The organism is Curtobacterium sp. MCSS17_006 (assembly GCF_003234215.1).
Lineage (GTDB): Bacteria > Actinomycetota > Actinomycetes > Actinomycetales > Microbacteriaceae > Curtobacterium > Curtobacterium flaccumfaciens.
This window is the reverse complement of record NZ_QKSO01000008.1, coordinates 1-26,067: the sequence shown is the minus strand read 5'-3', so window position 1 is coordinate 26,067 and position 26,067 is coordinate 1. Positions and strand designations below refer to the sequence as shown.

General features: G+C 71.1%; 22 protein-coding genes and 1 pseudogene. 17 read left to right on the top strand and 6 right to left on the bottom strand.

The genetic code is table 11. The annotated features are described in order from the left end of the window. Positions 1-91: 91 nt before the first annotated feature. Positions 92-475, bottom strand: a complete 384-nt coding sequence (locus DEJ21_RS09215; RefSeq protein WP_071405149.1) for a hypothetical protein — start codon at positions 473-475, stop codon at positions 92-94. A gap of 105 nt (positions 476-580) precedes the next feature. On the opposite strand from DEJ21_RS09215, the gene DEJ21_RS09210 reads away from it, so the two are divergent. After that, positions 581-1,639, top strand: a complete 1,059-nt coding sequence (locus DEJ21_RS09210; RefSeq protein WP_258374986.1) for an amidase domain-containing protein — start codon at positions 581-583, stop codon at positions 1,637-1,639. A gap of 105 nt (positions 1,640-1,744) precedes the next feature. On the opposite strand, the gene DEJ21_RS09205 is transcribed toward DEJ21_RS09210, so the two are convergent. From DEJ21_RS09205 to DEJ21_RS09190, 4 genes and pseudogenes are all read right to left on the bottom strand, one after another. Next, positions 1,745-2,965 carry a hypothetical protein gene (locus tag DEJ21_RS09205; protein WP_258374985.1) on the bottom strand — a complete coding sequence of 407 codons (1,221 nt, stop codon included), beginning with the start codon at positions 2,963-2,965 and terminating at the stop codon, positions 1,745-1,747. Positions 2,966-3,124: 159 nt separating this feature from the next. Beyond that, on the bottom strand, positions 3,125-5,029 hold the full coding sequence (locus DEJ21_RS09200; protein ID WP_111224395.1) for a glycoside hydrolase family 2 protein: 1,905 nt from the start codon (positions 5,027-5,029) through the stop codon (positions 3,125-3,127). A 104-nt stretch (positions 5,030-5,133) separates the two neighbouring features. Next, positions 5,134-5,550 (bottom strand): annotated as a pseudogene (locus DEJ21_RS09195) (MaoC/PaaZ C-terminal domain-containing protein); the annotation flags it as partial. 59 nt (positions 5,551-5,609) lie between these two features. Then, positions 5,610-7,082, bottom strand: a complete 1,473-nt coding sequence (locus DEJ21_RS09190) for a CHAD domain-containing protein (protein ID WP_181435836.1) — start codon at positions 7,080-7,082, stop codon at positions 5,610-5,612. Between the two features lie 127 nt (positions 7,083-7,209). Between DEJ21_RS09190 and DEJ21_RS09185 the strand changes: the two genes are divergently transcribed. Next, entirely contained in the window at positions 7,210-8,550 is a 1,341-nt protein-coding gene (locus DEJ21_RS09185; RefSeq protein WP_258374984.1) for a phosphotransferase, read from the top strand. Between the two features lie 75 nt (positions 8,551-8,625). Here the strand turns inward: DEJ21_RS09185 and DEJ21_RS09180 are convergent, their stop codons facing one another. Continuing rightward, the gene (locus tag DEJ21_RS09180) at positions 8,626-8,976 is read right to left on the bottom strand and encodes a DUF1844 domain-containing protein (RefSeq protein ID WP_027466553.1); all 351 of its coding nucleotides are present in this window, start codon (positions 8,974-8,976) and stop codon (positions 8,626-8,628) included. A 314-nt stretch (positions 8,977-9,290) separates the two neighbouring features. Here DEJ21_RS09180 and infC point away from each other — a divergent pair, with 314 nt between their 5' ends. From infC to tyrS, 15 genes are all read left to right on the top strand, one after another. Next, positions 9,291-9,965 carry a translation initiation factor IF-3 gene (gene infC / locus DEJ21_RS09175; RefSeq protein WP_081827403.1) on the top strand — a complete coding sequence of 225 codons (675 nt, stop codon included), beginning with the start codon at positions 9,291-9,293 and terminating at the stop codon, positions 9,963-9,965. A 60-nt stretch (positions 9,966-10,025) separates the two neighbouring features. Beyond that, positions 10,026-10,220: a 50S ribosomal protein L35 gene (rpmI, locus tag DEJ21_RS09170; protein WP_017887976.1), complete on the top strand. Its 195-nt coding sequence runs from the start codon at positions 10,026-10,028 to the stop codon at positions 10,218-10,220. Between the two features lie 27 nt (positions 10,221-10,247). After that, on the top strand, positions 10,248-10,631 hold the full coding sequence (gene rplT / locus DEJ21_RS09165; protein ID WP_017887975.1) for a 50S ribosomal protein L20: 384 nt from the start codon (positions 10,248-10,250) through the stop codon (positions 10,629-10,631). A gap of 65 nt (positions 10,632-10,696) precedes the next feature. Beyond that, the gene (locus tag DEJ21_RS09160) at positions 10,697-11,548 is read left to right on the top strand and encodes an RNA methyltransferase (protein ID WP_111224392.1); all 852 of its coding nucleotides are present in this window, start codon (positions 10,697-10,699) and stop codon (positions 11,546-11,548) included. 96 nt (positions 11,549-11,644) lie between these two features. Next, positions 11,645-12,685 (top strand): phenylalanine--tRNA ligase subunit alpha, encoded by a 1,041-nt coding sequence (pheS, locus tag DEJ21_RS09155; protein ID WP_027466550.1) that lies wholly within the window; start codon positions 11,645-11,647, stop codon positions 12,683-12,685. Continuing rightward, complete coding sequence (gene pheT / locus DEJ21_RS09150; RefSeq protein ID WP_111224391.1) at positions 12,685-15,177, top strand: phenylalanine--tRNA ligase subunit beta; 2,493 nt, start codon at positions 12,685-12,687, stop codon at positions 15,175-15,177. Before pheS ends, pheT begins: the two co-directional genes overlap by 1 nt. A 77-nt stretch (positions 15,178-15,254) precedes the next feature. Next, positions 15,255-16,352, top strand: a complete 1,098-nt coding sequence (locus DEJ21_RS09145; protein ID WP_111224390.1) for an N-acetyl-gamma-glutamyl-phosphate reductase — start codon at positions 15,255-15,257, stop codon at positions 16,350-16,352. Then, complete coding sequence (gene argJ, locus DEJ21_RS09140; protein WP_071405142.1) at positions 16,349-17,548, top strand: bifunctional glutamate N-acetyltransferase/amino-acid acetyltransferase ArgJ; 1,200 nt, start codon at positions 16,349-16,351, stop codon at positions 17,546-17,548. The genes DEJ21_RS09145 and argJ overlap by 4 nt, the downstream gene beginning before the upstream one ends. Beyond that, positions 17,548-18,600 carry an acetylglutamate kinase gene (gene argB / locus DEJ21_RS09135; protein WP_110865442.1) on the top strand — a complete coding sequence of 351 codons (1,053 nt, stop codon included), beginning with the start codon at positions 17,548-17,550 and terminating at the stop codon, positions 18,598-18,600. The genes argJ and argB overlap by 1 nt, the downstream gene beginning before the upstream one ends. Next, on the top strand, positions 18,597-19,820 hold the full coding sequence (locus tag DEJ21_RS09130; RefSeq protein WP_111224389.1) for an acetylornithine transaminase: 1,224 nt from the start codon (positions 18,597-18,599) through the stop codon (positions 19,818-19,820). Before argB ends, DEJ21_RS09130 begins: the two co-directional genes overlap by 4 nt. Next, positions 19,817-20,740, top strand: coding sequence for an ornithine carbamoyltransferase (gene argF, locus DEJ21_RS09125; RefSeq protein ID WP_110865444.1), 924 nt, complete (start codon positions 19,817-19,819; stop codon positions 20,738-20,740). Before DEJ21_RS09130 ends, argF begins: the two co-directional genes overlap by 4 nt. Before the next feature lie 18 nt (positions 20,741-20,758). Beyond that, positions 20,759-21,955 (top strand): argininosuccinate synthase, encoded by a 1,197-nt coding sequence (locus tag DEJ21_RS09120; protein ID WP_111224388.1) that lies wholly within the window; start codon positions 20,759-20,761, stop codon positions 21,953-21,955. A gap of 70 nt (positions 21,956-22,025) precedes the next feature. After that, positions 22,026-23,462, top strand: coding sequence for an argininosuccinate lyase (gene argH / locus DEJ21_RS09115; protein ID WP_111224387.1), 1,437 nt, complete (start codon positions 22,026-22,028; stop codon positions 23,460-23,462). Further along, entirely contained in the window at positions 23,459-24,157 is a 699-nt protein-coding gene (locus DEJ21_RS09110; protein ID WP_111224386.1) for a DNA-3-methyladenine glycosylase, read from the top strand. Before argH ends, DEJ21_RS09110 begins: the two co-directional genes overlap by 4 nt. Before the next feature lie 63 nt (positions 24,158-24,220). After that, positions 24,221-25,534, top strand: a complete 1,314-nt coding sequence (tyrS, locus tag DEJ21_RS09105; protein WP_111224385.1) for a tyrosine--tRNA ligase — start codon at positions 24,221-24,223, stop codon at positions 25,532-25,534. The last annotated feature ends 533 nt before the right edge of the window (positions 25,535-26,067 follow it).

Sequence of the window (26,067 nt, the reverse complement as noted above, 5' to 3'; positions counted from 1 at the left end):
GTCGCAGACGGGCGGGAGGCCCGGTGCCAGCTGGCACCGGGCCTCCCGCCCGTCTGCGGGTCGCGTCGGACCCGGCCCCGACGTCGACGTGTCAGCCGGCGATGCTCTCCGTCAGCACGCCGGACTGCGCGAAGGTGGTGTGGATCGCGTTCGCGGCCTGCTCGAAGGCACGGTTGCCGCGCGAGATGCCGAGCGCTCCACCCTTGATCGCGGACTTGCCCGAGCCGCGCAGCAGTCGGGCGACGGTGCGGCCGTCCGGGGCGATCATGATCTGCACGTCCAGGCGGGTGTGGAACGTGCGGTCGTTCGCCATGCCGCCGATGAGCAGCGTCAGGCCGAGGCTGCCACGGGTCGCACGGAGTGCCCCCTGCTCGGCGTCGTCGACGGTGTAGCCCTCGCGTGACAGCGCCTCACGCACCTGGGCACGGGCGGTCTCGGGGTCGGTGGCGACGAAGAAGTCGTGGCTCTCGGGCATGTGTGTTCCTTCCGAACGGGTCCGCTGGGACACGGAGGACGCTCGCCCCCGAAGACGATCATGCCGTGTCGGAACGACGGAGGTGTCGCTTACGCTGGTCGTGTCATGACTGCCTCGATGAACCGCCGCGCACTCCTGTCCCTCGCCGGCGTCGCCGGGATCGGGCTCGCCGTCGCGGCGTGCTCTTCCGGCAGCGACAAGGGCGGCGACTCGGGCAAGGGCTCGGGCGGCGGGCGTGGGAGCTCCGGGGGTGGGGACGCATCGTCCACCCCGACGGCGAAGCCCGTCGCGAAGGCCGTCACTCCGGCGCAGGTCCCGCTCGCCGGTGGCGTCACGATCACCGTGACGGGGACCGGACTCGCCGCCGTCAAGGGCGTCACCGTCGGCGGTGTTGCTGCGCGCGACGTCACGGCGACCGCGTCGAAGGTGACCTTCACGGCCCCGCACCAGGCGATGTACACGGCCGGTGACGCCGACGTCGCGCTCTTCACCTCGGTGATCGAGCCCACCGCGTCGGCGAACCAGTCCTCTGACGGCAACGGCAGCGCCGCGAACGACGGGCAGAGCGGCGCCACCCAGGACACCGCGACGACCACGCCGACCCCGACCGCCGCCGCGACGCCCGCTGCGGGCAGCGCGGTCGCCTCGACCACCCTGGCCTACGCCGCACTGACCGACGTCGACCGGCAGCTCGCCTACGCGATGCGGTACTGGAAGGACTACAACCTCGCCGAGTACGGCACGATGAACCCGATCGGCGGCGACTGCGCGAACTACGTCAGCCAGACGCTCATCGCCCGCGGGTGGGAGCAGCGGTCCGACTGGTACAACCGCGCGGCCGGTGCCGAGCACAGTGCGACGTGGACCTACTGCCCGACGATGGACCCGTGGCTCGAGACCAACGCGGCGGAGTTCGGGCTCACCCGGCGGTCGTCGGACGAGCGCGACAAGGTGCAGGTCGGCGACATCGTGTTCTTCGACTGGAACGCAAACGGGTCACCGGACCACACCACCATCGTGTCCGAGGTCTTCACCGAACCCGACGGCACCATCCGCATCAAGTCGGCGAGCCACAACCAGGACGGCCCCTACCGCGACCTCGACGAGATGATCACGGTGCAGCACCCCGGCGGATCGGCCTGGTTCCACACCTTCGACGCGTAGCGCTGTCGCGGCCCGCAAGACACCGGTGTTCGCGCGTCGCACCGCGGTCTGCGCGTGTTCAACCGGCGAACACCGGTGTCTTGCAGCGCCGACTGACAGCGCCGCTCACGGGTACCCGAGGAACCACAGCAGCACGATCGCGAGCGGCTGCAGGCACACCCCGACGACCAGCCACGTCACCGCCCGCCGCCGTGTCCCCACGAAGACGTCCGACCCGAGCAGCGGCGCCATCGGCACGAGCAACCGCGGCAACGACTGCTGCGGCAGGAACACCGCCACCAGGTACAGCCCGTAGGAGGCTGTGAACGCGAGCACGTCGGGGCCCAGGGCCCTGGTGCTCCTGCGCGAGAAGAACCACACCGCGCCGGCGAGCACCATGACGACGAGCACGATGCCGAGCGGCCCGAGCCACGTCCCCGCCATCGTGAACCACGGCGTCAGCGGCGCGAAGTGCTGCCGGCCGACGAACCCCACCCACCACGACAGCTCGGTGTCCAGGTACGCGTTCGGTCGCCCCGTCACGGCCGTCGCGATGACGGGCCACGCCAGTCCGGCAGCCGCGACGACCAGGCCGGTCACGACGATCGCCGCCCGGTCACGCCACGGGAACGTTTCGGCAGCGCGCCCCGAGCGGTGCGCTCCGACCCACCGCACGACCAGGTGCACGGCCAGTGCCAGCGCCAGCGCGAGGACCCCGGGCTTCGTGAACGCCGCCACGACACCGAGCGGCGCGATCAGCCAGTACCGTCGCCGCACCAGCGCCAGCAGCGCGCCGAACAGCAGCACGAGCAGCAGGCTCTCCGCGTAGGCGACCTGCAGCAGGAACCCCGTCGGCGCGAACGCGAACAGGGCCGTCGCCCAGCGGGCCCGGTGCGAGCAGCCGACAGCGAGCACCAGCCGGTACAGCAGCACGCAGGCGCCCGCTCCGGCGATCGACGCCACCACGACCCCGGCGACCCAGAACGAGGCGCCGGTCAGCGTCATCACGATCCGCACCACCGCGGGGAACACCGGCAGGAACGCCCACGCGTTCGGCAGGACGTGCCCGGAGTCGTCGACCGGCAGCGTTGCCGGGTACCCGTGCTCGGCGATGGTCCGGTAGAACGAGGCGTCCCACGAGCCCGAGAACGTGAAGAACGAGGGATCCTGCCGGTACGAGGCGAACGGCCAGCCGTTCGCGGTCGCCAGCAGGTACACGGTCGCCAGCATCACCGTGCTGACCACCCGCGAGGCCGACCAGATCAGCAGCGGTGTGGTCCAGGCGCTGCGCCGTCCGGTCAGCAGGCTGCGGAACCCCCGCCTGGAGGCCCGGCTCGCTTCCGCCACGCTCGTCACCCGCCCGATCTTCCCAGATCGCAGGCTGCGCCCCGCATCGCGGGCCGCCACCCGCCCGGCGCGAGGCAACCCGTGCGCATCGTGAGCAGTACTGGTCGGGTCCGTCTGCCGGACCCGATCATTCCTGCTCACGAAGTGCGGGCCTCCCGGCTAGCGTCCCGTGACCGCGCGACGGATCTGCTCGATCGGGACCTTCGGGGAGCGGTCTGCGTTGAGCAGGCCGTTCGTCTCCTGCATGGTGTCGGTGAGCTGCGTGTAGCAGGACCCGGCGAGGAACGAGCTCGCGCGGATCGCGTCGTACAGCGCGGTGATCCGGGCGACCCAGTCGTCGCCGTCAGTGGCCGACGTGTACCCCCAGCCGTCCTCGCGCTGGACGCCCGGCTGGTAGTTCACGCCGCCGAACTCGGTGAGCATGACCGGCTGGCCGAGGTCCTCGGCGCCGCCGACGAGGATGCGGCGGTCCGCCGGGCCGATCCCACCGAGGAGTCGGGTCCGTGCGGTCTCGTCCGCGTAGGTGGCAGCGAGCCGGGGTCCGTCGCCCTCGTAGTCGTGGATCGTGACGATGTCGGAGTTCGTGTGCTCCCACCCGTCGTTGGAGATCACCGGACGCGTCGGGTCCAACGCCCGCGTGACGTCGGCAAGGGCTCGGGCGTAGGCCTGCTGGGCGGGGTCGGTGGCGATGTGCTGCACACCCCAGCTCTCGTTGGCGGGCACCCACGTGACGATCGACGGGTGCGAGGCGTCACGCTCGACGGCGTCCATCCACTCGCGCATCAGACGCTGCACGGCGCGGGGGGAGAACGCGTAGGCGCCGGGGGCCTCGCCCCACACCAGGAGTCCGAGCCGGTCGGCCCAGTACAGGAACCGGGGGTCCTCGATCTTCTGGTGGTTGCGGGCCGCGTTGAAGCCGAGCTCCTTGATGAGTTCGACCTCGCGGCGGAGTGCCTGGCGGGACGGGGCGGCGATGTGGGACTCGGGCCAGTAGCCCTGGTTCAGGACGCTGCGGACGTCGTGGCGTCGGCCGTTGAGCAGGAACGCGCCGCCGTCGACCCCGACCGTCCGGATCCCGAAGTAGCTGGCGACGGCGTCGAGCGCGCCCGTGCCCACCGTCGTGCCGTTGCCGTTGCCGTTGCCGTTGCCGTTGCCGGAGCGCGGCAGCAGCGTGACCGTGGCGTCGATCAGCCGGGGCGTGTTCGGCGTCCAGTGCAGCTCGTCCTCGGCCTGTCCGTTCGTCTGCCGCGCGATCGGTACGACCACGTCGAACTCGTCCCCGGTCTCGCCGACGGTGGTCTCGATCGTGGCGAGGTGCTCGTCGCGGTCGTCCCAGCGGGCCTCGACGCGCAGGCGCTCGCCGCCGGTGCGGTGACCGTCGAGTCGGACCGTCAGCCGCATGGTCGCGTGGTCGACGTTCGTCCAGCGCAGGGACGCGATCGAGGCGGTCGGCACGGCCTCGAGCCAGACCGTCTGCCAGATCCCCGTGGTCCGGCGGTACCAGATCGCGTGCGGGTCCTCGTGCCAGTCCTGCTTGCCGCGCGGCTGGGTCAGGTCGTGCGGGTCGTCCTCGGCGCGGACCACCAGGGTGTGCACGGCGTCGGGGTCGGCGGCCAGCGCTTCCGTGACGTCGAAGGAGAACGGGGTGTGGCCGCCCTCGTGTCCACCGATGAACTGCCCGTCGATCCAGACGCGGGCACGGTGGTCGACGGCGCCGAAGTGCAGCACGAGCCGGGGCGCGCCGGTGCCGAACCCGGCGGCGTCGAGCTCCGAGCGGGCGATCGCGCGGGAGTACCAGACCACGGGGTGGAACCCGGGCTCGTCGATGCCCGAGGCCGGGGACTCCGGCGGGAACGGGACGACGATGTCCCGGGCGTCGGTGAAGCCGGTGCGCCAGGCGTCGTCGTCGCCGTCGTTCCGGAACGACCACGTGCCGTCCAGGTCTGCCCAGGCGGTGCGGAGCATCTGCGGCCGGGGGTACGTGCCGTCCTGCCGCGAAGCGAGGGGGAGGCCGGGGGCGGAAGCGGAGTCAGGTGCGGCCACGATGCCGTCGAGCGTGCTCATGCGTCCATGCTCCCGTGCTGGTACATCGTTGTAAAGGGCTCGTTGTGAACAGGGAACCGGGATTGCGTGGAGCAGGTTCCGCCGGGTGCTCGCCGAGCGGTCGCTCAGCCGATCGCGGCGTCGCGCGTGAGCACCATGACGTCCATCCGCCCCTGCTGGACGACCACGCCGTGCTGGTTCCGCAGGGCCACCGCTCGTTCGACGATCCCGGTCGTCCCCGAGCTCGTCAGCCGGGTGCCGAGGACCTCGACGGTGCAGGTCACGGTGTCGCCGATGAACACGGGCTCGGTGAACCGCCACTGGTCGATCCCGAGCAGTGCCACCGCGGACCCCTCGAAGACGCCCGTGCGCGCGATGAGCCCGAGGCACAGCGAAGTGCCGAGCAACCCGTGCACGATCCGCTGCCCGTACCGGGTCTTCCCCGCGAACTCGACGTCCGTGTGCACCTGGTTGTTGTCGTTCGTCCACGAGGCGAACGACACCACGTCCGCCTCGGTGATGGTGCGCCCCGGCGTCGTGAAGGTCTGTCCGGCAGCGAGGTCCTCGAACTAGTGCGGCACGGCCCGATTCTCGCACCCGGTCAGAGCCGCGCGAGCAGCTTCCGCGATCGGTGCAGGCCCTGTGTGCTGGCCGCCTGCTCGGTCGTCGCCAAGACGCCGTACCCGAACGTGTCCTCGCCGTGCTGCGCTGCCACGGCTGCCAGCCGTCGGTACGCATCGGCTGCGTGTGCGGCGTCGAGCGTCTCGCCGAGGGTCTCCTGCACCCGTCGCAGTCGACCGAGCCGGCGCTTCCCGACGTCGGGCAGGTCACCGGCCGCGTGCAGGGCGTAGCGCAACCGGCGCGCGGCCTTCCGGACCTCGTGCAGGGTGTCGAGGTCATCGCTGGGATCACCCAGCAGCCGACCGACGCGTGCCCGCTCGTGCCGGATGCGCCTGGTGGCGAACGCGGCCGCGGCGTCGTCCGCGTGCGGGCCGGCCGGTGCCCGCAGCAGCAGGTCGTCGAGGGCGTCGAGTGTCCGGAACCAAGCGTCGGAACGCAGCGCTCGCCGGAGTTCAGCAGCGGCGACACTGCGACGGTCCGCGGTCTCGGCGCCGATGCGGTCCAGGGTCTCGGCGTCCACGTACCCGTCGGGGGCGTGTGCCGCCGACCGGAAAAGGCCGGCGTGCAACACCTCGGCGTCGCGAGCGGTCCCGGCGATCCGTCCGGTCTCGGCCAGCAGGGCACGGAGCTCCTCGGTCGCCTGGCGGTCGAGCGCGCCGCGGAACGCCGCGAGCACGCTCCGCAGGCGGCGCAGCACCTTCCGCAGGTCGTGCACGGCCTCGGGCTCGTCGGCCCGTACCCGGGGATCCACCGCGACGAGGTCGCGCCGCAGGGCATCGATCACCCGCAGGACGAACCCGGCGGCGGTGTCCGACCGGGGGCGCTTCGCTCGGCCGCGTCGGCGTTCCGGGGCGGGCTCCGGGCCCCGGGGGAGCGGCACCGACGCGACGTCCATCGGGTCCGTCGCCGCGTCGTGCAACGCTCGTTCGGCCGCTCGTGCCGTGGCGCCGTCGCGTCCGTCGTCCGTCAGGGCCCACCACCGCGACGACCGCAGCACGGTGGTGTCCGGGTCACCGTCGTCCACGCGCACGTCGGCGACCTCGGCCCGCACCCGGCTGTCCCTGCCCCGGAGGGTCACGAGCGTCGTGGTGGTGTCACGGACCAGGACGGTCCGCAGCGGACGACCACGCAGGAACACCTCGACGGCATCCCGTGGTGGATCGTCGGACGCGCCGTCGAGCGGTTCCGGGCCGACCCCGTGGGCGCCCCGGTCGATCGTCCAGGTGCCGTCCGGCAAGCGTGTGAGCACGACGCCCTCGGCGGCGAGCACCCGGTCGTCGGAGTCCCACACCGTCTCGCGCACCGTCACCGTTCCGTGGCGGCGGACGTCGGCGGCGAACGGCTCGAGTGCGGGGAGCCTGCGGTCGTCGAGGATCCGCCAGGTCCGGCGGGGGTCGGGGAGCGCACGTGCAGCGTCAGCGGCGGGAGGAGGAGCGGCAGCGGATCGGGGCATGCCGCAAGTGTCGTCCGACGCACCCGTGTCAGACCGGGGGCAGCGGGTTCTGTGGACAGAGCCCTGACCGGCCCGTCCTGTGGGGGACTCGGCGCCTCGCCAGGCCCCGGCGCGTAGGTTCCGCTGCATGAGCGACGGAGCACCCAGCGCCCCCGACACCCGCGCAGACACGAGCGCAGACACCCGCGCAGACGCCAGCACCCCCGACACCAGCGCCCCCGACACCAGCACGCCGAGCGACCGCGACCTCGAGTCCTGGATCGCCGACCGCCGCTGGTACGCCTCGAAGGGGTCCGTGCCACGCCTCCGGACGATCTCGACCGACGACGGGACCCGGCTGGTGCTCGACGAGGCCCCCGCGGTCCCCGTCCTCTACCAGTCACCGATCACCAGCGACGCCGACGGCGCGATCGTCGACGCCACCACCGACCTCGCGTGGGTGTCGGCCCTCGCCGCACGCATCGACGCGGCACCGGACAGCCTCAGCCCGATCGGTCGGGTCTCCGCGGCCCGCGTCCTGACCGGTGAGCAGTCCAACACGTCGGTCATCTGCGACACCGAGTCCGGCGACCGCGTCATCATCAAGGTCTTCCGCGTGCTGCACCACGGCGACAACCCCGACGTGACCACGCAGCTCGCCCTCACGGCGGCGGGCAGCACGCGCGTGCCGCGGGTCTACGGCGCCCTCCGCGCCGACTGGCCCGACGTCGGACGCCCGGACGGCACGGCGACGGGGCACCTCGCCTTCGCCCAGGAGTTCCTGCCCGGGCTCGACGACGCCTGGCGCGTCGCCCTGCAGGAGGCGCAGGCCGGCACGCCGTTCGGTGACCGCGCCGAGCAGCTCGGCACCGCGCTCGCCGACGTGCACCGCACCCTCGCCGGAGCGCTGCCGACGGAACCGGCAGACGCTCCCCGACGGGACGCTGCCGTCGCGACGATGCACGCCCGACTCGACACCGCCGCCCGCGAGGCCCCGGCCGTCGCCGACCACGTGGACGCCATCCGCGCGGTCTACGCCCGTGCCGCTGGGGCGACGTGGCCGGACCTGCAACGCATCCACGGTGACCTGCACCTCGGACAGGTCCTGTCCGCACCGGACCCCCGCGGGTGGGTCTTCCTGGACTTCGAGGGCGAACCCCTCCGCCCCCTCGACGAACGCTCGCTGCCGGACGTCACCCTGCGCGACGTCGCGGGCATGCTCCGATCGTTCGACTACGTCGCGGGTGCGCTGGCGCACGATGCCGAACCGGTCGACGCGGCCGCCTGGGCGGCCGAGGCGCGGGCACGCTTCCTCGAGGGCTACCAGCGGGGCACCGGCGCGGACCTCGCCGCCCACAGCGCACTGCTCGACGCCTTCGAGCTCGACAAGGCGGTCTACGAGGTCGTCTACGAGACCCGCAACCGACCCGACTGGGTCGGCATCCCGCTCGCGGCCGTCGCGCGCCTGGTCGGCGACAGCGGGTCCTGACCGCGACCCACGAACGGACGGGAGGCCCGTGGCGACACCGCCACGGGCCTCCCGTCCGTCCCCGGGTGACGTCGTCTAGTTGACGGGACCCGTGTACTTCTCGCCCGGTCCGGCACCGATCGGGTCCGGGATCGCCGACGCCTCGCGGAAGGCGAGCTGCAGCGAACGCAGCCCGTCGCGGAGCGGACGGGCGTGGTGGTCGCCGATCTCGGTCGCGGCTGCGGTGACCAGGCCGGCCAGCGCGGTGATGAGCTTCCGCGCCTCGTCCAGGTCGGTCTGCTCCTGCGGGTCGTCTGCCAGGCCCACCTTGACGGCCGCGGCACTGAGCAGGTGCACCGCAACGGTGTTGATGAGTTCGACCGCGGGCACCTCCGCGATGTCCCTGGCGGCGTCGATGCCGGTGTCGTCGATCGGGGTGTCGCTCACGGTGCTCCTCTGCTAGGCTTGCTGGCGGCAGATGCTGTCCGTGTGCCGTCAGTTCCCTTGACATCAGTTCTCCTGAGATCAAGGTCCTCGACAACACCCGGACGGTGTCACGAAAGAGGAGTCTCTCCCACCCGCGGCCGCGTTCCACCAGGCTACCGGGTCACCACCGCTCCGCGAGTGCACGTGTTGCACACGTCGGTCGGATCCCACAGATCCGATGCAGGGCGGCTGCCGAACGGGTCGACATCCCGTGCGTCAGATCTCCTCTCTCGTGCTGTCGTCCAGGGCAAACGCCCCGGACGGCCACCACCTGATTGAAGGAGCTCCGCATCACCGATCCCCGTACCAACGACCGAATCCGCGTTCCCGAAGTCCGACTCGTCGGTCCGCAGGGTGAGCAGGTCGGCGTTGTCCCGATCGCCATGGCACTGCGTCTCGCGCAGGAAGCCGAACTGGATCTGGTCGAGGTCGCGCCGAACTCGAAGCCGCCCGTGGCCAAGATCATGGACTACGGCAAGTTCAAGTACGAAGCCGCTCAGAAGGCCAAGGAAGCCCGTCGCAACCAGGTGAACACGGACCTGAAAGAGGTCCGTTTCCGCCTGAAGATCGACGTGCACGACTACGAGACGAAGCGCAAGCGCGCCGAGGGGTTCCTCCTCGGCGGCGACAAGGTGAAGGCGATGATCCTCTTCCGTGGCCGCGAGCAGTCGCGTCCGGAGCAGGGTGTCCGTCTCCTCCAGAAGTTCGCGGAAGAGATCGCCGAGTTCGGTGTCGTCGAGTCGCGTCCGACCCAGGACGGTCGCAACATGACGATGATCATCGCCCCGCTCAAGAACAAGTCCGACGTCAAGGGCGAGCAGAACGCCAAGCGTGCTGCACAGAAGGCCGAGCGTCGTGCCACCGAGCACGCCGCGAAGGGCAAGGACGAGGCCGAGGCCGGTTCCACGTCCGAGGCAGCTGCGGAATCCACGGACGCCGCGGCCGAATAGGTCCCCGGACCGAACCCGCAACGACGCGGCCCCCCATCCATCCCACGGAAAGGCACCACCATGCCCAAGCAGAAGACCCACTCCGGGTCGAAGAAGCGCTTCAAGGTCACCGGTACCGGCAAGATCATGAAGCAGCAGGCCGGTATGCGTCACAACCTCGAGGTCAAGAGCTCCAAGCGCAAGGCCCGCCTGAACGAGGACCAGGTCCTCTCCAAGGGTGACGCGAAGAACGTCAAGAAGCTCCTCGGCCACTGAGCCCCCGGATCGTAAAGGAATAGTGCAATGGCACGAGTAAAGAGAGCGGTCAACGCCGCCAAGAAGCGCCGCGTCATCCTCGAACGCGCCGAGGGCTACCGCGGCCAGCGTTCGCGCCTGTACCGCAAGGCCAAGGAGCAGGTCACCCACTCCCTCGTCTACGCGTACCGCGACCGTCACGCGAAGAAGGGCGAGTTCCGTCGCCTCTGGATCCAGCGCATCAACGCTGCGTCCCGTGCGAACGGCCTGACCTACAACCGCCTCATCCAGGGTCTCAACCTGGCCGGCGTCGAGGTCGACCGTCGCATCCTCGCCGACCTCGCGGTGAACAACCCCGAGACCTTCACCGCGCTCGTCGAGACCGCGAAGAAGGCCCTCCCGGCCGACACCTCGGCCCCGAAGGCTGCGTAGTCAGTTCTTCTGCTCGCGAAACCCCCGCCGCACGGCGGGGGTTTCGTCGTTCCTAGACTTGGGTCGTGAGCGATCTCCTCGAGAACCCCCGTGCCGGACGCGTGAAGGCCGTTGCGGCCCTGGCCAAGAAGGACGTCCGGGCCGAGACCGGCCTGTTCCTGCTGGAAGGGCCCCAAGCCGTCCGCGAAGCCCTGGAGTACGCCCCGGAGCTCCTGCGCGAGCTCTACGTGACCCCGACCGCCGCAGCCCGCTACGGGCTGGACGACGCGCCGGTGGACACCTGGTTCGTGACCGAGCAGGTGCTCGACGCCATGGCCGACACCGTCACGCCGCAGGGCGTGGTGGCGGTGTGCCAGCAGTTCCCGACGTCGGTGAAGGACGTCTTCCCGGACCGCGCTGCGGCCGCCGGCGACCGGGAGGCCCGTGATGCGTCCGACGAGCAGGCCGCGTTGCCCGGACTGGTCGCCATCCTCGAAGAGGTCCGGGACCCGGGGAACGCCGGCACGATCATCCGGGCCGCCGACGCGGCCGGCGCCGACGCGGTGGTGCTGACCGGACGCTCGGTCGATCCGTACAACCCGAAGGTCGTCCGGTCGACGACCGGGTCCTTGTTCCACGTCCCGGTGTCCGTCGGCGTGACCCTGGCCGACACGATCGAGCGGGCGAAGGCCCTCGGCTACACGGTGCTCGCGGCGGACGTCTCCGGCGACGACCTGCCGGTGGTCCGCGCCGAGGGGATGCTCGACGGTCCGACCGCGTGGGTCTTCGGCAACGAGGCACGCGGACTCACCGCCGACGACCTGGCGCTCGTGGACCGGGCTGTCAAGGTGCCGATCTACGGGCAGGCGGAGTCGATGAACCTCGCCACCGCTGCGTCGGTGTGCCTGTACGAGTCAGCCTTCGCGCTCCGGAGCTGACGCTCGTCCCTCCCCAGGCCGGTCGTCGGCATCGGTCATCCACCGTCCGCTCGGTGCAGGTGGGTGGTATCCCGACGGCCGGTAGGCTTGGGTCTCGTGTCAGAACCTCTCGAGATCAGCGAATCGGCCGTCGCCGACGCGGTGGACGCGGCCCTCGCCGCCGTCCGTGCCACGACGACGGTCGCCGAACTGAAGCAGGCCAGGGCCGAGCACACCGGTGAGCAGTCACCGTTGGCGCGGATGAACGCATCGATGCGCAGTGTGCCGCCGGAGCAGAAGGCCGCGGCGGGCAAGCTCGTCGGGCAGGCCCGTGGGCGGGTGAACGCGGCGATCGCCGAGCAGGAATCCGTCCTCGCGGTGGCCGAGGAACGCGCACGGCTCGAAGCCGAGCGCGTCGACGTCACCGCGTTGCCGGTCCACCGCGCCACCGGCTCCCGCCACCCGCTCTCGCTGCTGAACGAAGCCGTCGCCGACATCTTCGTCGGCATGGGGTGGGAAGTGGCAGAAGGCCCCGAGCTCGAGCACGAGTGGTTCAACTTCGACGCGCTGAACTTCGATCAGGACCACCCGGCCCGGGCGATGGCGGACACGATCTTCGTCGAGCCCGTCGACCGGCACCTGGTCATGCGCACCCACACCTCGCCGGTGCAGGTGCGGTCGCTGCTGTCGCGCGACCTCCCGCTGTACGTCATCGCGCCGGGTCGCGTCTACCGTGCCGACGAGCTCGACGCCACGCACCTGCCGGTCTTCACCCAGGTCGAGGGCATCGCGATCGACAAGGGCCTGACGATGGCGCACCTGCGCGGCACGCTCGAGCACTTCGCCCGGCAGATGTTCGGCGCCGAGGCGCAGATCCGGCTCCGCCCGAACTACTTCCCGTTCACCGAGCCCAGCGCCGAGATGGACGTCTGGCAGCCGAACGCCAAGGGTGGCGCGCGGTGGGTCGAGTGGGGTGGCTGCGGCATGGTGAACCCCAACGTCCTGCGTGCCGCCGGCATCGATCCCGACGAGTACCAGGGCTTCGCGTTCGGCATGGGCATCGAGCGGACACTGCAGTTCCGCAACGGCCTGAACGACATGCGTGACTTCCTCGAGGGCGACATCCGCTTCTCGCAGCAGTTCGGAACGGTGGTCTGATGCGCGTCCCACTCCGTTGGCTCGGTGAGTCCGTCGACCTCCCCGAGGACGTCACCCTCGAGCACGTCCACGCGGCGCTCGTGTCGGTCGGCTTCGAGGAAGAGGACGTCCACACCTTCGACCTGACCGGCCCCATCGTGGTCGGTCGGGTCCTCGAGCGCGTCCCCGAGCCGCAGAAGAACGGCAAGACCATCAACTGGTGCCAGGTGGACGTCGGCGAAGCCGAGCCTCGCGGCATCGTCTGCGGCGCGCACAACTTCGACGTCGGCGACCTCGTCGTCGTCACGCTGCCCGGCGCGGTCCTGCCGGGGCCGTTCCCGATCGCCGCCCGCAAGACCTACGGGCACGTGTCCGACGGCATGATCGCCTCGGCGCGCGAGCTCGGGCTGGGCGACGAGCACGACGGCATCCTGCGCTTCGCCGACCTCGGCATGGACCCCACCGTCGGTGCCGACGCCATCGCGCTCCTCGGCCTCGATGACGCCGCGGTCGAGATCAACGTCACGCCGGACCGCGGCTACGTCCTCAGCATGCGCGGGGTCGCCCGTGAGTACGCGCACGCCACCGGAGCCAGCTTCCACGACCCCGTCGACCGCGTCGCGCCGCGTGCGGCCGAGGGCTTCCGGGTCACGATCGACGACCAGGCCCCGATCCGGGGTCGAGTCGGAGCGTCGACGTTCATCACGCGCGTCGTGCGCGGGATCGACCCGGCCGCCAAGACACCGTCCTGGATGGTGTCGCGCCTGTCGCTGGCCGGGGTGCGCTCGATCTCCCTGCCCGTCGACATCACGAACTACGTCATGTTCGAGCTCGGCCAGCCGCTGCACGGTTACGACCTGCAGACCATCGCGGGCGGCCTCGGCGTGCGTCGGGCGACCGCTGGCGAGACGCTCGAGACCCTCGACGGCACGGTTCGGAAGCTCGACCCCGAAGACCTCGTCATCACCGACGACGACGGTCCCGTCGGCCTCGCCGGCGTCATGGGCGGAGCCCGCACCGAGATCTCGGCGAGCACCACCGACGTCCTGATCGAGGCCGCCGGGTTCGACCAGGTCTCCATCGCCCGCACCGCTCGTCGCCACAAGCTCCCCAGCGAGGCATCCCGTCGCTTCGAGCGCGGGGTCGACCCGCAGGTGGCCGAGGCCGCGGCGAACCGTGCCGTCGGGCTCCTCGTCGAGCTCGCCGGCGGCACCGCTGACGCCCTCGGGTCCACGCTCGTCGACACCGAGCCGCGGGCGACCGTGACGATGCGGCTCTCGCGTCCGTCCGAGCTCGTCGGCGTCGACTACACCGACGCCGAGGTCATCGACACGCTCCGTGCGATCGGCGCCACGGTCGAGGCCGACGGTGAGCAGCTCGCGGTCACTCCGCCCACCTGGCGTCCCGACCTGACCGACGACACCACCCTCGTCGAAGAGGTCGCGCGCATCGTCGGCTACGACCGGATCCCGAGCGTGCTGCCGGTCGCGCCGCCCGGCCGGGGCCTGACCCGGCACCAGCAGGCTCGTCGTCGGGTCGCCTCGGCGCTGGCCGCGGCGGGCCTGACCGAGGTCGTCACGGCACCGTTCGTGTCGGCGGCCACGCAGGACGCCTACCCGGGGATCGACCCGCAGGGCGGACCGAGCGTCGTGCTCGCGAACGCCCTGGACAGCGAGCAGAACCTCCTGCGCCGGAGCGGCGTTCCGGCCCTGGTCGACGCCGCCCGTCGCAACGTGTCGCGCGGTCTCGTCGACGTCGCCCTCTACGAGACGTCCCGGGTGTTCCTGCCGGTGACGGGCGTGACGCTCGGCACCGACGAGGTCCCGGCGGGCGCCGCCCGGCCCGACCGTGCGACGCTCGAGGCGCTGGACGCCTCGCTGCCCGCCCAGCCCTTCCACGTCGCCGCACTGCTCACCGGCCACCGGGTCGTCAAGCAGCCCGGCACCACGGCAGAACCGTTCGGCATCGCCGACGCGATCGACGCTGCCCGTCAGGTCGCCTGGGCCGTCGGTGTGGAACTCACCGTCGCGCAGACGACCCACCCGTCCCTGCACCCGGGCCGGGCCGCGTCGCTGCTCGTCGACGGCACGGTCGTGGGCGTCGCCGGTGAGCTCCTGCCCGAACTGGCCGAGGCCGCCGTCCTGCCCCGGGTGGTGGCGGTCGTCGAGCTCGACCTCGACGCGCTCGTCGCCGCTGCCCCGGAACTCGTCGCGGTCGCGCCGATCGTCTCCTACCCGGCGGCCACGCAGGACCTCTCGCTCGTCGTCGACGCCGGTGTGCCGGCCGGTGACGTGCTGGATGCGGTGCGCTCTGGCGCCGGAGACCTGTTGGAGTATGCTCGGCTCGTGGATGACTACCGGGGCTCCGGCTTGGACGAGGGACAGAAGTCCCTGACGTTCGCCCTGCGCTTCCGTGCCACGGACCGCACGCTGACCGCTGCCGAGGCCACCGAGGCCCGTGACGGCGCTGTCCGACGTGCCGGCGAGCGATTCGGGGCGACCCTGCGCGACTGACCCACACGGGATCAGCACCGCCCGGGGTCGCCGCCTCCGACTCTCTCGACGACCAGTCCGACCAAAGGTGGAATCCCATGTCCGTATCCGTCGCCGTGGCGGGAGCCTCCGGCTACGCGGGTGGTGAGCTCCTGCGCGTGCTCTCCGCCCACCCCGAGTTCGAGGTCAGGACGGTGACGGCGTTCTCGAACGCCGGACAGCCCCTGATCGCGACGCAGCCGCACCTCCGTTCCCTGTCGCACCTGACGCTGGCGGAGACGACGGCCGAGACGCTGCGCGGACACGACGTGGTGTTCCTGGCGCTGCCGCACGGCCAGTCGGGTGCGATCACCGCGGAACTCGGCGACGACGCGCTCGTCATCGACTGCGGCGCGGACCACCGGCTGACGGACCCGGCGGCGTGGGAGCGGTTCTACGGCGGTGACTACTTCGGCGCGTGGACGTACGGTCTGCCCGAGCTCCTGCTCGCGGCGCCCACCCCGGGTTCGGCCGATGAATGGCGCGAGGTCGACGACATCGCATCGCAGGGCAAGCAGCGTTCCGCCCTGGTCGGCACGAAGCGCATCGCGGTCCCCGGCTGCAACGTCACCGCGGTGACGCTCGGCATCCAGCCGGGCATCCAGGCCGGCCTCGTCGAGTCCGACGACCTCGTCGCGGTGCTCAGCGTCGGCCCGAGTGGCGCCGGCAAGAAGCTGGCCACCACCTACCTGGCCTCCGAGATCATGGGGTCCGCCAGCGCCTACGCCGTCGGTGGCTCGCACCGGCACGTCCCCGAGATCCAGCAGAACCTGCAGGTCGCGGGGGCCGCCGACGTGACGATCTCGTTCACGCCGGTCCTGGTCCCGATGTCGCGGGGGATCCTGGCGACCACCACCGCGAAGCTCTCGCCCGGCGTCAGCGCACGCGACGTCCGGCTCGCCTGGGAGCAGGCGTACGCCGACGAGCCCTTCGTCCACCTGCTGCCCGAGGGCGAGTTCCCCCGGGTCGCGGACACGATCGGTGCGAACACCGCGCTCGTCGGCATCGCCGTCGACGAGGCCGCAGGCCGCGTCGTCGCGGTGACCGCGCTCGACAACCTCGCCAAGGGCACGGCCGGCGCCGCCGTCCAGTCGGCGAACATCTCCCTCGGTCTCCCCGAGACCACGGGCCTCAGCGTGGACGGAGTCGCACCGTGACCGACGCAGGCACGACCACCCAGACCGAGCCGGGCCTCCAGGGCGTCACCGCGGCAGCGGGCTTCCGCGCCGCCGGTGTCACCGCAGGCCTCAAGACGAGCGGCAAGCCGGACGTGGCCCTCGTCGTCAACGACGGCCCCGACGCGGCCGTGGCCGCCGTCTTCACCAGCAACCGAGCCCAGGCGCACCCCGTGATCTGGTCCCGCCAGGTCGTCGGGGACGGCGTCGCCCGTGCCGTCGTCCTGAACTCCGGCGGCGCGAACTGCTTCACCGGCCCGTTCGGCTTCCAGACCACGCACCTGACGGCCGAGGCCGTGGGCGACGCCCTCGGGATCGGAGCCGGCGACGTCGTCGTCTGCTCCACCGGGCTCATCGGTGTCGGCGACCAGACCTTCCGCGACAACGTGCTCCGTGGCGTCGACCTGGCGAGCACTGCACTCAGCAGCGACGGCGGCCCGGACGCGGCGACCGCGATCATGACGACGGACACGAAGGCCAAGCAGTCCGTCGTGACCGAGGACGGCTGGACCGTCGGCGGCATGGCCAAGGGCGCCGGGATGCTCGCCCCGGGCCTCGCGACGATGCTCGTCGTCATCACGACGGACGCCGTGCAGACGCCGGACCAGCTCGACCAGGCGCTCCGTGCCGCCACCCGCATCACGTTCGACCGCGTCGACTCCGACGGCTGCATGTCCACGAACGACACCGTCGTGCTGCTGTCGTCGGGTGCGAGTGGCGTGACGCCCGAGGTCGGTGACTTCCAGGAAGCCCTGACCGCGGTCTGCGCCGATCTGGCCCGCCAGCTGCAGCAGGACGCCGAGGGTGCGAGCCACGACATCGCGATCGAGGTCGTGCACGCCGCGACGGAGGACGACGCCGTGACCGTCGGTCGGAGCGTCGCCCGGAACAACCTGTTCAAGGCGGCCGTCTTCGGCAACGACCCGAACTGGGGCCGGGTGCTCGCAGCGATCGGTACCACCGACGCCGAGTTCGACCCGTACGCGGTGGACGTCAGCATGAACGGCGTCCGGGTCTGCCACGCGGGCGCACCCGACGAGCCGAGCGACTCCGTCGACCTGACCCCTCGTGACACCCACGTGCGCATCGACCTCGGTGTCGGCACGCACTCGGCCACGATCCTGACCAACGACCTCACGCACGACTACGTGCACGAGAACAGCGCGTACTCCAGCTGATGGCGGCGGACACGAACGGGGCCGGCACGCCCCTCACGAAGGAAGAAGAACACGAGTTCGCCGCGGTCAAGGCCGCGACGCTCATCGAGTCGCTGCCCTGGCTGAAGCGCTTCTCGGGCAAGGTCGTCGTGGTCAAGTTCGGCGGCAACGCCATGGTGAACGAGGACCTGAAGCGCGCCTTCGCCGAGGACATGGTCTACCTGCGCTACGCCGGTCTGCACCCCGTCGTCGTGCACGGCGGGGGGCCGCAGATCTCCGCCGCCCTCAAGGAACAGGGCATCGAGTCCGAGTTCCGCGGCGGCTACCGCGTCACGACGACCGAGGCGATCACGGTCGTCCGCGACGTCCTGGCCGGCGAGGTCAACCGCGAGATCGTCGACTTGATGAACGAACACGGCGAGGGCCTGGCCGTCGGCGTGTTCGGCGACGGCGGCTCGCTGTTCACCGGCGAGAAGAAGGGCGTCGTCGTCGACGGGCAGGAGTACGACCTGGGCCACGTCGGGGACATCACCCACGTCGACCCGTCGGGTGTGCTCGCCGCGATCGAGGCCGGCCGGATCCCGGTCGTCTCGAGCATCGCGATCGACGACGCGCACCCCGACCAGGCACTCAACGTGAACGCGGACGCTGCGGCGGGTGCCCTGGCGATCGCGCTGCGGGCCTCGAAGCTCATGATGCTCACCGACGTCCCCGGCCTGTACCGCAACTGGCCCGACCGTGACTCGATCGTCGACCTCATCGCCGTCGACGAGCTCCGCGAACTCCTGCCGAGCCTCGAGTCGGGGATGATCCCGAAGATGACCGCGTGCCTCGACGCCGTGGTCGGCGGGGTCGGCGGTGCGACGATCATCGACGGCCGGATCCCGCACTCGATCCTGCTCGAGGTCTTCACCCTGCGGGGTGCGGGCACCGAGGTGATCCCGGACCCGAGCCGACGAACCGAGAACCAGATGACCCACGCCGAGATCGGCCGTCGCGTGGCGTCGCCGTCGATCGACAGCAGTACCGGCCAGCACGTGGCGGGTACGGACGAGAAGGGACACCAGCAGTGAGCACCGAGACGCAGACCGAGACCTGGAACGACCGGTTCGGGGCGTCGCTCATGCGATCCCTGACCCCGCCCAAGATCATGCTCGAGCGTGGCCAGGGCTGCCGAGTCTGGGACGTCGACGGCAACGAGTACCTCGACTTCCTCGCCGGCATCGCGGTGAACTCGCTCGGCCACGCGCACCCCGCCCTGGTGGAGGCGATCGCCGACCAGGCCGCGAAGCTCGTGCACGTGTCGAACTACTTCGCCACCCCGCCGCAGCTCGAACTCGCCGAGCGCCTGAAGCGCATCACCGGCGCGGGCGACGCGGGCCGTGTCTACTTCGGCAACTCCGGCGCCGAGGCGAACGAGGCCGCGTTCAAGCTGGCCCGCCTCAACAAGGGTGCGGACGGCGCGAAGACCCGGATCCTCGCGCTCAAGCAGGGCTTCCACGGGCGCACGATGGGTGCCCTCGCGCTCACCGGCAAGCCCGCGCTGCAGCAGGACTTCCTGCCGATGATCCCGGGTGTCGAGCACATCGACACCTCGATCGAGGCGCTCGAAGCGTCGATCGACGACTCCGTCGCCGCCCTGATCCTCGAACCCATCAAGGGCGAGGCCGGCGTGGTCGACCTGCCCGAGGGCTTCCTGCTGGCCGCACGCCGACTGACCGCGGAGCACGGCGCACTGCTGATCCTCGACGAGATCCAGACGGGTGTCGGCCGGACCGGCAACTGGTTCGCGTTCCAGGGCCACGGTGTGACGCCGGACGCCATCACCGTCGCGAAGGGCATCGCCGGCGGCTTCCCCATCGGCGCCCTGGTCACGTTCGGCTGGGCGTCCGACCTGTTCTCGGCCGGCCAGCACGGGTCGACCTTCGGCGGAAACCCGCTCGGCACCCGCGTCGCCAACGCCGTGCTCGAGGAGATCGAGCGTGCGGAACTCGTCGCCGGCGCAGTGGTCAAGGGCGAGCGGATCCGTGACGGCATCCGTGCCATCGGTTCCCCGCTGGTGGAAGAGGTCCGTGGCACCGGCCTGCTCATCGGCGTCGGTCTGACCGGTCCGATCGGTCCGGCCGTCAACGCAGCCGCCCTCGAGCGCGGCCTCATCATCAACGCACCCAACGAGTCGAGCCTGCGCATCGCGCCGCCGCTCATCGTGTCCGACGCCGAGATCGACGAGTTCCTGTCGATCCTCGCCCAGAGCCTCGCGGCCGTCGCCGCAGCGCAGGAGCCCACCGCATGACCCGCCACTTCCTCCGCGACGACGACCTGAGCCAGGCCGAGCAGTCCGCGATCCTCGACATCGCCGACCGCATGAAGGCCGACCGCTGGGCGGAGAAGCCGCTGGCCGGTCCGCAGAGCGTCGCAGTGATCTTCGACAAGTCGTCGACCCGTACCCGGGTGTCCTTCCACGTCGGCATCTCCGACCTCGGCGGCAGCCCGCTGATCATCTCGACGGCGAACAGCCAGCTCGGCGGCAAGGAGACCCCGTCGGACACGGCCCGCGTGCTCGAGCGCATGGTGTCGGCGATCGTGTGGCGCACCTACGGTCAGGCCGGGCTCGAGGAGATGGCCGCCGGCACGACGGTCCCCGTCGTCAACGCGCTGTCCGACGACTTCCACCCCTGCCAGCTCCTCGCCGACCTGCTCACCATCCGTGAGCACCGCGGCGCCCTCGCCGGGCAGACCGTGGCGTTCATCGGCGACGGTGCGAGCAACATGGCGCAGTCGTACCTGCTCGCCGGGGCGACGGCGGGCATGCACGTCCGCGTCGCAGCCCCCGCCGAGTTCTCCCCGTCGCCGCAGGTCGTCACCGACGCCGAGGAACGCGCCGCCGTGACGGGCGGCTCCGTCCTCGTGGTGAGCGACCCGGTGGCCGCGGTCGCGGGTGCCGACGTGGTCGTCACCGACACCTGGGTGTCGATGGGCAAGGAGTCCGAGAAGCAGTCGCGCCTCGACACCTTCGCGGGGTACCGCGTCGACGACGCGCTCATGGCGCACGCCGCCGACGACGCCGTCTTCATGCACTGCCTGCCAGCCGACCGGGGGTTCGAAGTGACCGCCGACGTCATCGACGGCCCCCGCAGCATCATCTGGGACGAGGCGGAGAACCGTCTGCACGCCCAGAAGGCGCTGCTGGCCTGGCTGCTCGCCAACGACTAGCCGACGGATCGGACACCAGTGGCTGACCGCGTCGTCCTCGCGTACTCCGGCGGTCTCGACACCTCCGTCGGGATCGGTTGGCTGCGCGACGCCACCGGCAAGGACGTCGTCGCACTCGTGGTGGACGTCGGCCAGGGCGGCGAGGACATCGAGGCGGTCCGGCAGCGTGCGCTCGACTGCGGCGCCGTCGAGTCACTCGTCGTCGACGCCAAGGACGAGTTCGCCGACGAGTACGTCGTGCCGGCGCTCCGGGCCAACGCGCTCTACCAGAAGCGGTACCCGCTCGTCTCGGCACTGAGCCGCCCACTCATCGCGAAGCACCTCGCGCTGACGGCGAAGCAACTCGGTGCCGACAGCGTCGCGCACGGCTCCACCGGCAAGGGCAACGACCAGGTCCGCTTCGAGGCAGCCGTCGCGGCGATCGCACCGGACCTGCGGACCGTCGCACCGGTGCGGGACCTCGCCCTGACCCGCGACCGCGCCATCGCCTACGCGCAGGAGCACCGGCTGCCGATCCAGCACTCGGAGCGGGAGCCGTGGTCGGTCGACCAGAACGTGTGGGGCCGAGCGGTCGAGACCGGACTCCTCGAGGACCCGTGGACCGCCCCCGCCGCCGACCTCTACGCGACCACCCAGGACCCGGCGCTCCCGCAGCAGGCTGACGAGGTCACGATCACCTTCGACCGCGGTGTCCCGGTCGCCCTCGACGGGCAGCGGTTCAGCGTGCTGCGCATGGTGCAGGAGCTCAACGCGGTCGCCGGCAAGCACGGCGTCGGGCGGATCGACGTCGTCGAGGACCGGGTGGTCGGCATCAAGTCGCGCGAGGTCTACGAGGCGCCGGCCGCGATCGCGCTCATCGCCGCGCACGAGGAGCTCGAGAGCCTCACCCTCGAGCGCGACGTCGCCCGGTTCAAACGCGGCGTCGAGTCCGAGTGGGCCGACCTGGTCTACGACGGCCTGTGGTTCGGCGGACTCAAGCGCAGCCTCGACGCGTTCGTCGAGCACACCCAGCAGCACGTCTCCGGCGACGTCCGGTTGCGGCTGCAGGGCGGGCGTGCCACCGTGACGGGCCGTCGGTCGGAGCAGAGCCTCTACGACTTCGACCTGGCGACGTCGGACACCGGCGACGCGTTCGACCAGTCCGTGTCCAGGGGGTTCATCGAGCTCTGGTCACTGCCCAGCAAGATCTCCGCCCGCCGCGACGCGGCGAACTGACCGACAGCAACCCCGCACCGACCAACAGCCCCCGGCCCGACCCAGCACCGACGAAACGACGCAGGACGACATGACCGACGAGAAGACCGACGCCACCAACACCGGTGCCCTCTGGGGCGGCCGCTTCGCCGACGGCCCGAGTGCGGCCCTCGCCGCGCTCTCGAAGTCGACGCACTTCGACTGGCAGCTCGCGCCGTACGACATCGCGGGGTCCCGAGCCCACGCCCGAGCGCTGCACACCGCGGGCTACCTGACCGCCGACGAGCTGGAGCGCATGCTCGCCGGCCTCGACCGGCTCGACGCGGCGCACGTCGACGGCACACTGCAGCCCGACGACTCCGACGAGGACGTCCACGGCGCCCTCGAACGCCTGCTCATCGCCGACCTCGGTCCCGAACTCGGCGGCAAGCTCCGCGCTGGTCGGAGCCGCAACGACCAGATCGCCACCCTCGGTCGCATGCACATGCTCGACCACGGGCGGCGCATCGGCCGGCTCGTGATCGACCTCGTCGACGCGATCACCCAGCAGGCGACCGAGCACCCGGCCGCGATCATGCCGGGGCGCACGCACCTGCAGCACGCGCAGCCCGTGCTCCTGGCCCACCACCTGCTCGCGCACGCCTGGCCGCTCGTCCGCGACCTCGAGCGCCTCCGCGACTGGGCCGGCCGCGCGAGCGTCAGCCCGTACGGTGCCGGTGCGCTGGCAGGGAGTTCGCTCGGCCTCGACCCCGCCGCGATCGCCGCGGAGCTCGGCTTCGACCGCCCGGCGGACAACTCGATCGACGCCACGGCCGCCCGGGACGTCGTCGCCGAGTTCGCGTTCGTCCTCGCGCAGATCGGCATCGACGTCTCGCGCCTGTCGGAAGAGGTCATCCTCTGGAACACGAAGGAGTTCGGCTTCGTCCGGCTCCACGACGCCTTCTCGACCGGCTCGAGCATCATGCCGCAGAAGAAGAACCCGGACATCGCCGAGCTCGCCCGGGGCAAGTCGGGGCGCCTGATCGGAAACCTGACCGGGCTGCTCGCGACGCTCAAGGGACTACCGCTGGCGTACAACCGCGACCTGCAGGAGGACAAGGAGCCGGTCTTCGACTCCGTCGCCACGCTCGAGGTCCTGCTGCCCGCGTTCACCGGCATGATCGCGACCCTGACCTTCGACACCGACCGGATGGCCGAGCTCGCGCCGCAGGGCTTCTCGCTCGCGACGGACGTCGCCGAGTGGCTGGTCCGGCAGGGCGTCCCGTTCCGCGACGCGCACGAGGTCTCCGGCGCGCTCGTCCGGTACTGCGAGGAGCGCGGCATCGAGCTCGACGAGCCGACCGACGACGAGTACCGGTCCGTGTCCGAGCACCTCACGCCCGACGTCCGTGCCGTCCTGACCATCGAGGGCAGCGTCGCATCGCGCTCCGGCGTCGGGGGCACTGCACCCGACCGGGTCGCCGAGCAGCTCGCGTCCGTCACCCGTCGCGTCCGCGACCTGGCCGAGGGCGCGCCCTTCTCGCGATGACCGAGGGGATCGCCGCGCTGCTCGCCGAGCCCGCCCCGATCGCCGCGCCGGCCCTGCTCGGTGCGACGATCGCTGGGCGCGGCGTGGCGCTCCGCATCACCGAGGTCGAGGCCTACTCCGGCCCTATCGATCCCGGATCACACGGTCACCGGGGGATGACGGAGCGCAACCGCCACCTCTTCGGGCCGCCCGGCACGCTGTACGCCTACCGCTCGTACGGCATCCACACCTGCGTCAACGTCGTGAGCGGGCCTGCCGGCACCTCGTCGGGCTCCCTGCTGCGCGGTGCGCAGGTCGTCGAGGGACTCGACGTCGCGCGAGCGCGTCGCGGGTCGAAGGTCGCGGAAGTCGCCCTGGCACGCGGGCCCGGCAACCTCGGTGGTGCGCTCGGAGCGGTCCTCGGACAGGACGACGGCACGTCGCTCCTCGACGGGTCCGGTCCGTTCGTGCTCACCCTGGCACCCGGCCTGGAGGCCCGGCTCGCCTCCGCCGGACCGGCCCACGTGATCGACGAGCTCCTGTCCGAGACCCTTGCCGGTCCGCCCGCGGGCGCTGCGGTCCCACGGATCTCCCGCGGGCCGCGCACCGGCGTCGGCGGCATCGCCGGCGGGTTGGGGTACCCCTGGCGCTTCTGGCTGACGGGTGACCCCACGGTCTCGACGTACCGGCGGCACAAGGGCGCCCTCGACTCGTGAACCCGGCCACGGGCCTCCCGGCCGCCGCGCCTGCCGGACGTCCGTCGCCGCTACGATGGCGGGGTGTCCAGTGATACCGCTCAAGACGTCCTGACGCGCCAGCAGAACGACCCCGCCTTCGACTCGGTGTGGGACGAACTGCAGTGGCGCGGGCTGGTGCAGGTCTCGACCGACGAGACCGCGCTGAAAGAGGCCCTCGACGGTGAGCCGATCACGTACTACTGCGGGTTCGACCCGACCGCGCCGTCGCTGCACTGCGGCAACCTCCTGCAGCTCCTGACCATGCGTCGGCTGCAGCTCGCGGGGCACAAGCCTCTCGCGTTGGTGGGTGGTTCGACCGGTCTCATCGGCGATCCGCGTCCCACGGCCGAGCGCACGCTGAACACGCCGGAGACCGTGGCGGAGTGGGTGTCGCGGCTGCAGACCCAGGTGTCCCGGTTCCTCAGTCCGGACGGCGACAACGGCGTCCGGCTGGTGAACAACCTCGACTGGACCGCCCCGTTGTCCGCGATCGACTTCCTGCGCGACGTCGGCAAGTACTTCCGCGTCAACTCGATGCTCAAGAAGGACGCGGTGGCCGCGCGCCTGAACTCCGATGCGGGGATCAGCTACACCGAGTTCAGCTACCAGATCCTCCAGGGGCTCGACTACCGCGAACTCTGGCGGCAGTACGGGTGCACGCTGCAGACCGGCGGCTCGGACCAGTGGGGCAACCTGACCTCGGGCACCGAGCTCGTCCGTCGTGCCGAAGGTGCCACGGTGCACGCCCTCGGGACCCCGCTCATCACGAACTCCGACGGCACGAAGTTCGGCAAGAGCGAGGGCAACGCGATCTGGCTCGATGCCGAGATGACCTCGCCGTACGCGCTGTACCAGTTCTGGCTCAACACGGCGGACGCCGACGTGATCGCCCGGCTGCGGCAGTTCACGTTCCTGACGCGTGCCGAGATCGAACGACTCGAGCAGGCCGTCGCCGACGAACCCTTCCGACGAGAGGCCCAGCGGACCCTGGCGTTCGAGGTCACCTCGATCGTGCACGGAGTCGCGGCGACCCAGGCGGCGATCGATGCCGCGGCCGCGCTGTTCGGCAACGGTGACCTCGGTGCGCTCGACCCGGAGACCCTGCGGTCGGCGATCGCCGCGCTGCCGGGGTCGGTGACGCTCGACTCCGGAGCGGACGTCGCACGGGCACTCGTGGAGACCGGACTCGTGAAGTCCCTCGGCGAGGCCCGCCGCGCGATCGACCAGGGCGGCGTCTCCGTGAACAACGTCCGGGCCGAAGACCCGGCTGCCCCGCTGTCCGACCTCGCCCTGCCCGGGGGAGTGCTCGTCCTCCGTCGTGGCAAGAAGACCCTCGCCGGAGTGACGCTCGCCTGATCCCGGTTGCTCCACCGTCTGTGATGCCCGGTTCCCCTGTGCAACCGGGCATCACTGCGTCCGGGCGACGTGTGTTGCACAACGCGACACGCCCGGGATGGGGGCTGGCTTGGCGCACTCGCTCAGGGCTGCGTATAGTTCTTACTCGTCACCCCAAAGGTGCGGCGGAGCGGCTGGAGCGAAAGCCCAGAGCACGTCGGCCCTCAAGCGGGACCATCCTCCACTGAAGTTCAGATCGGGCCTTGCGCCGGATCGCTTCGACGCCTAGGATGACAAGCCCACCGGTTCTCTCCCCTCGGGATGAGCCACTGGACCTCCGGGTCCGACGAACAACCGGTGGCAAGCCAAGAACACAAGCCTTGTGGCTGAAGCTCGAACTCGAGCCGAGGAGCAAGTGCGTCTGGTCCTTGAGAACTCAACAGCGTGCACATTGTCAATGCCAATTTATTGATTGACCTCGTGCCTGGTCGGCTTGCTGACCGGGTCATGAAGCAATTCCTTTTGGATTGAAGATTGTCAGTAGACAGTCAACA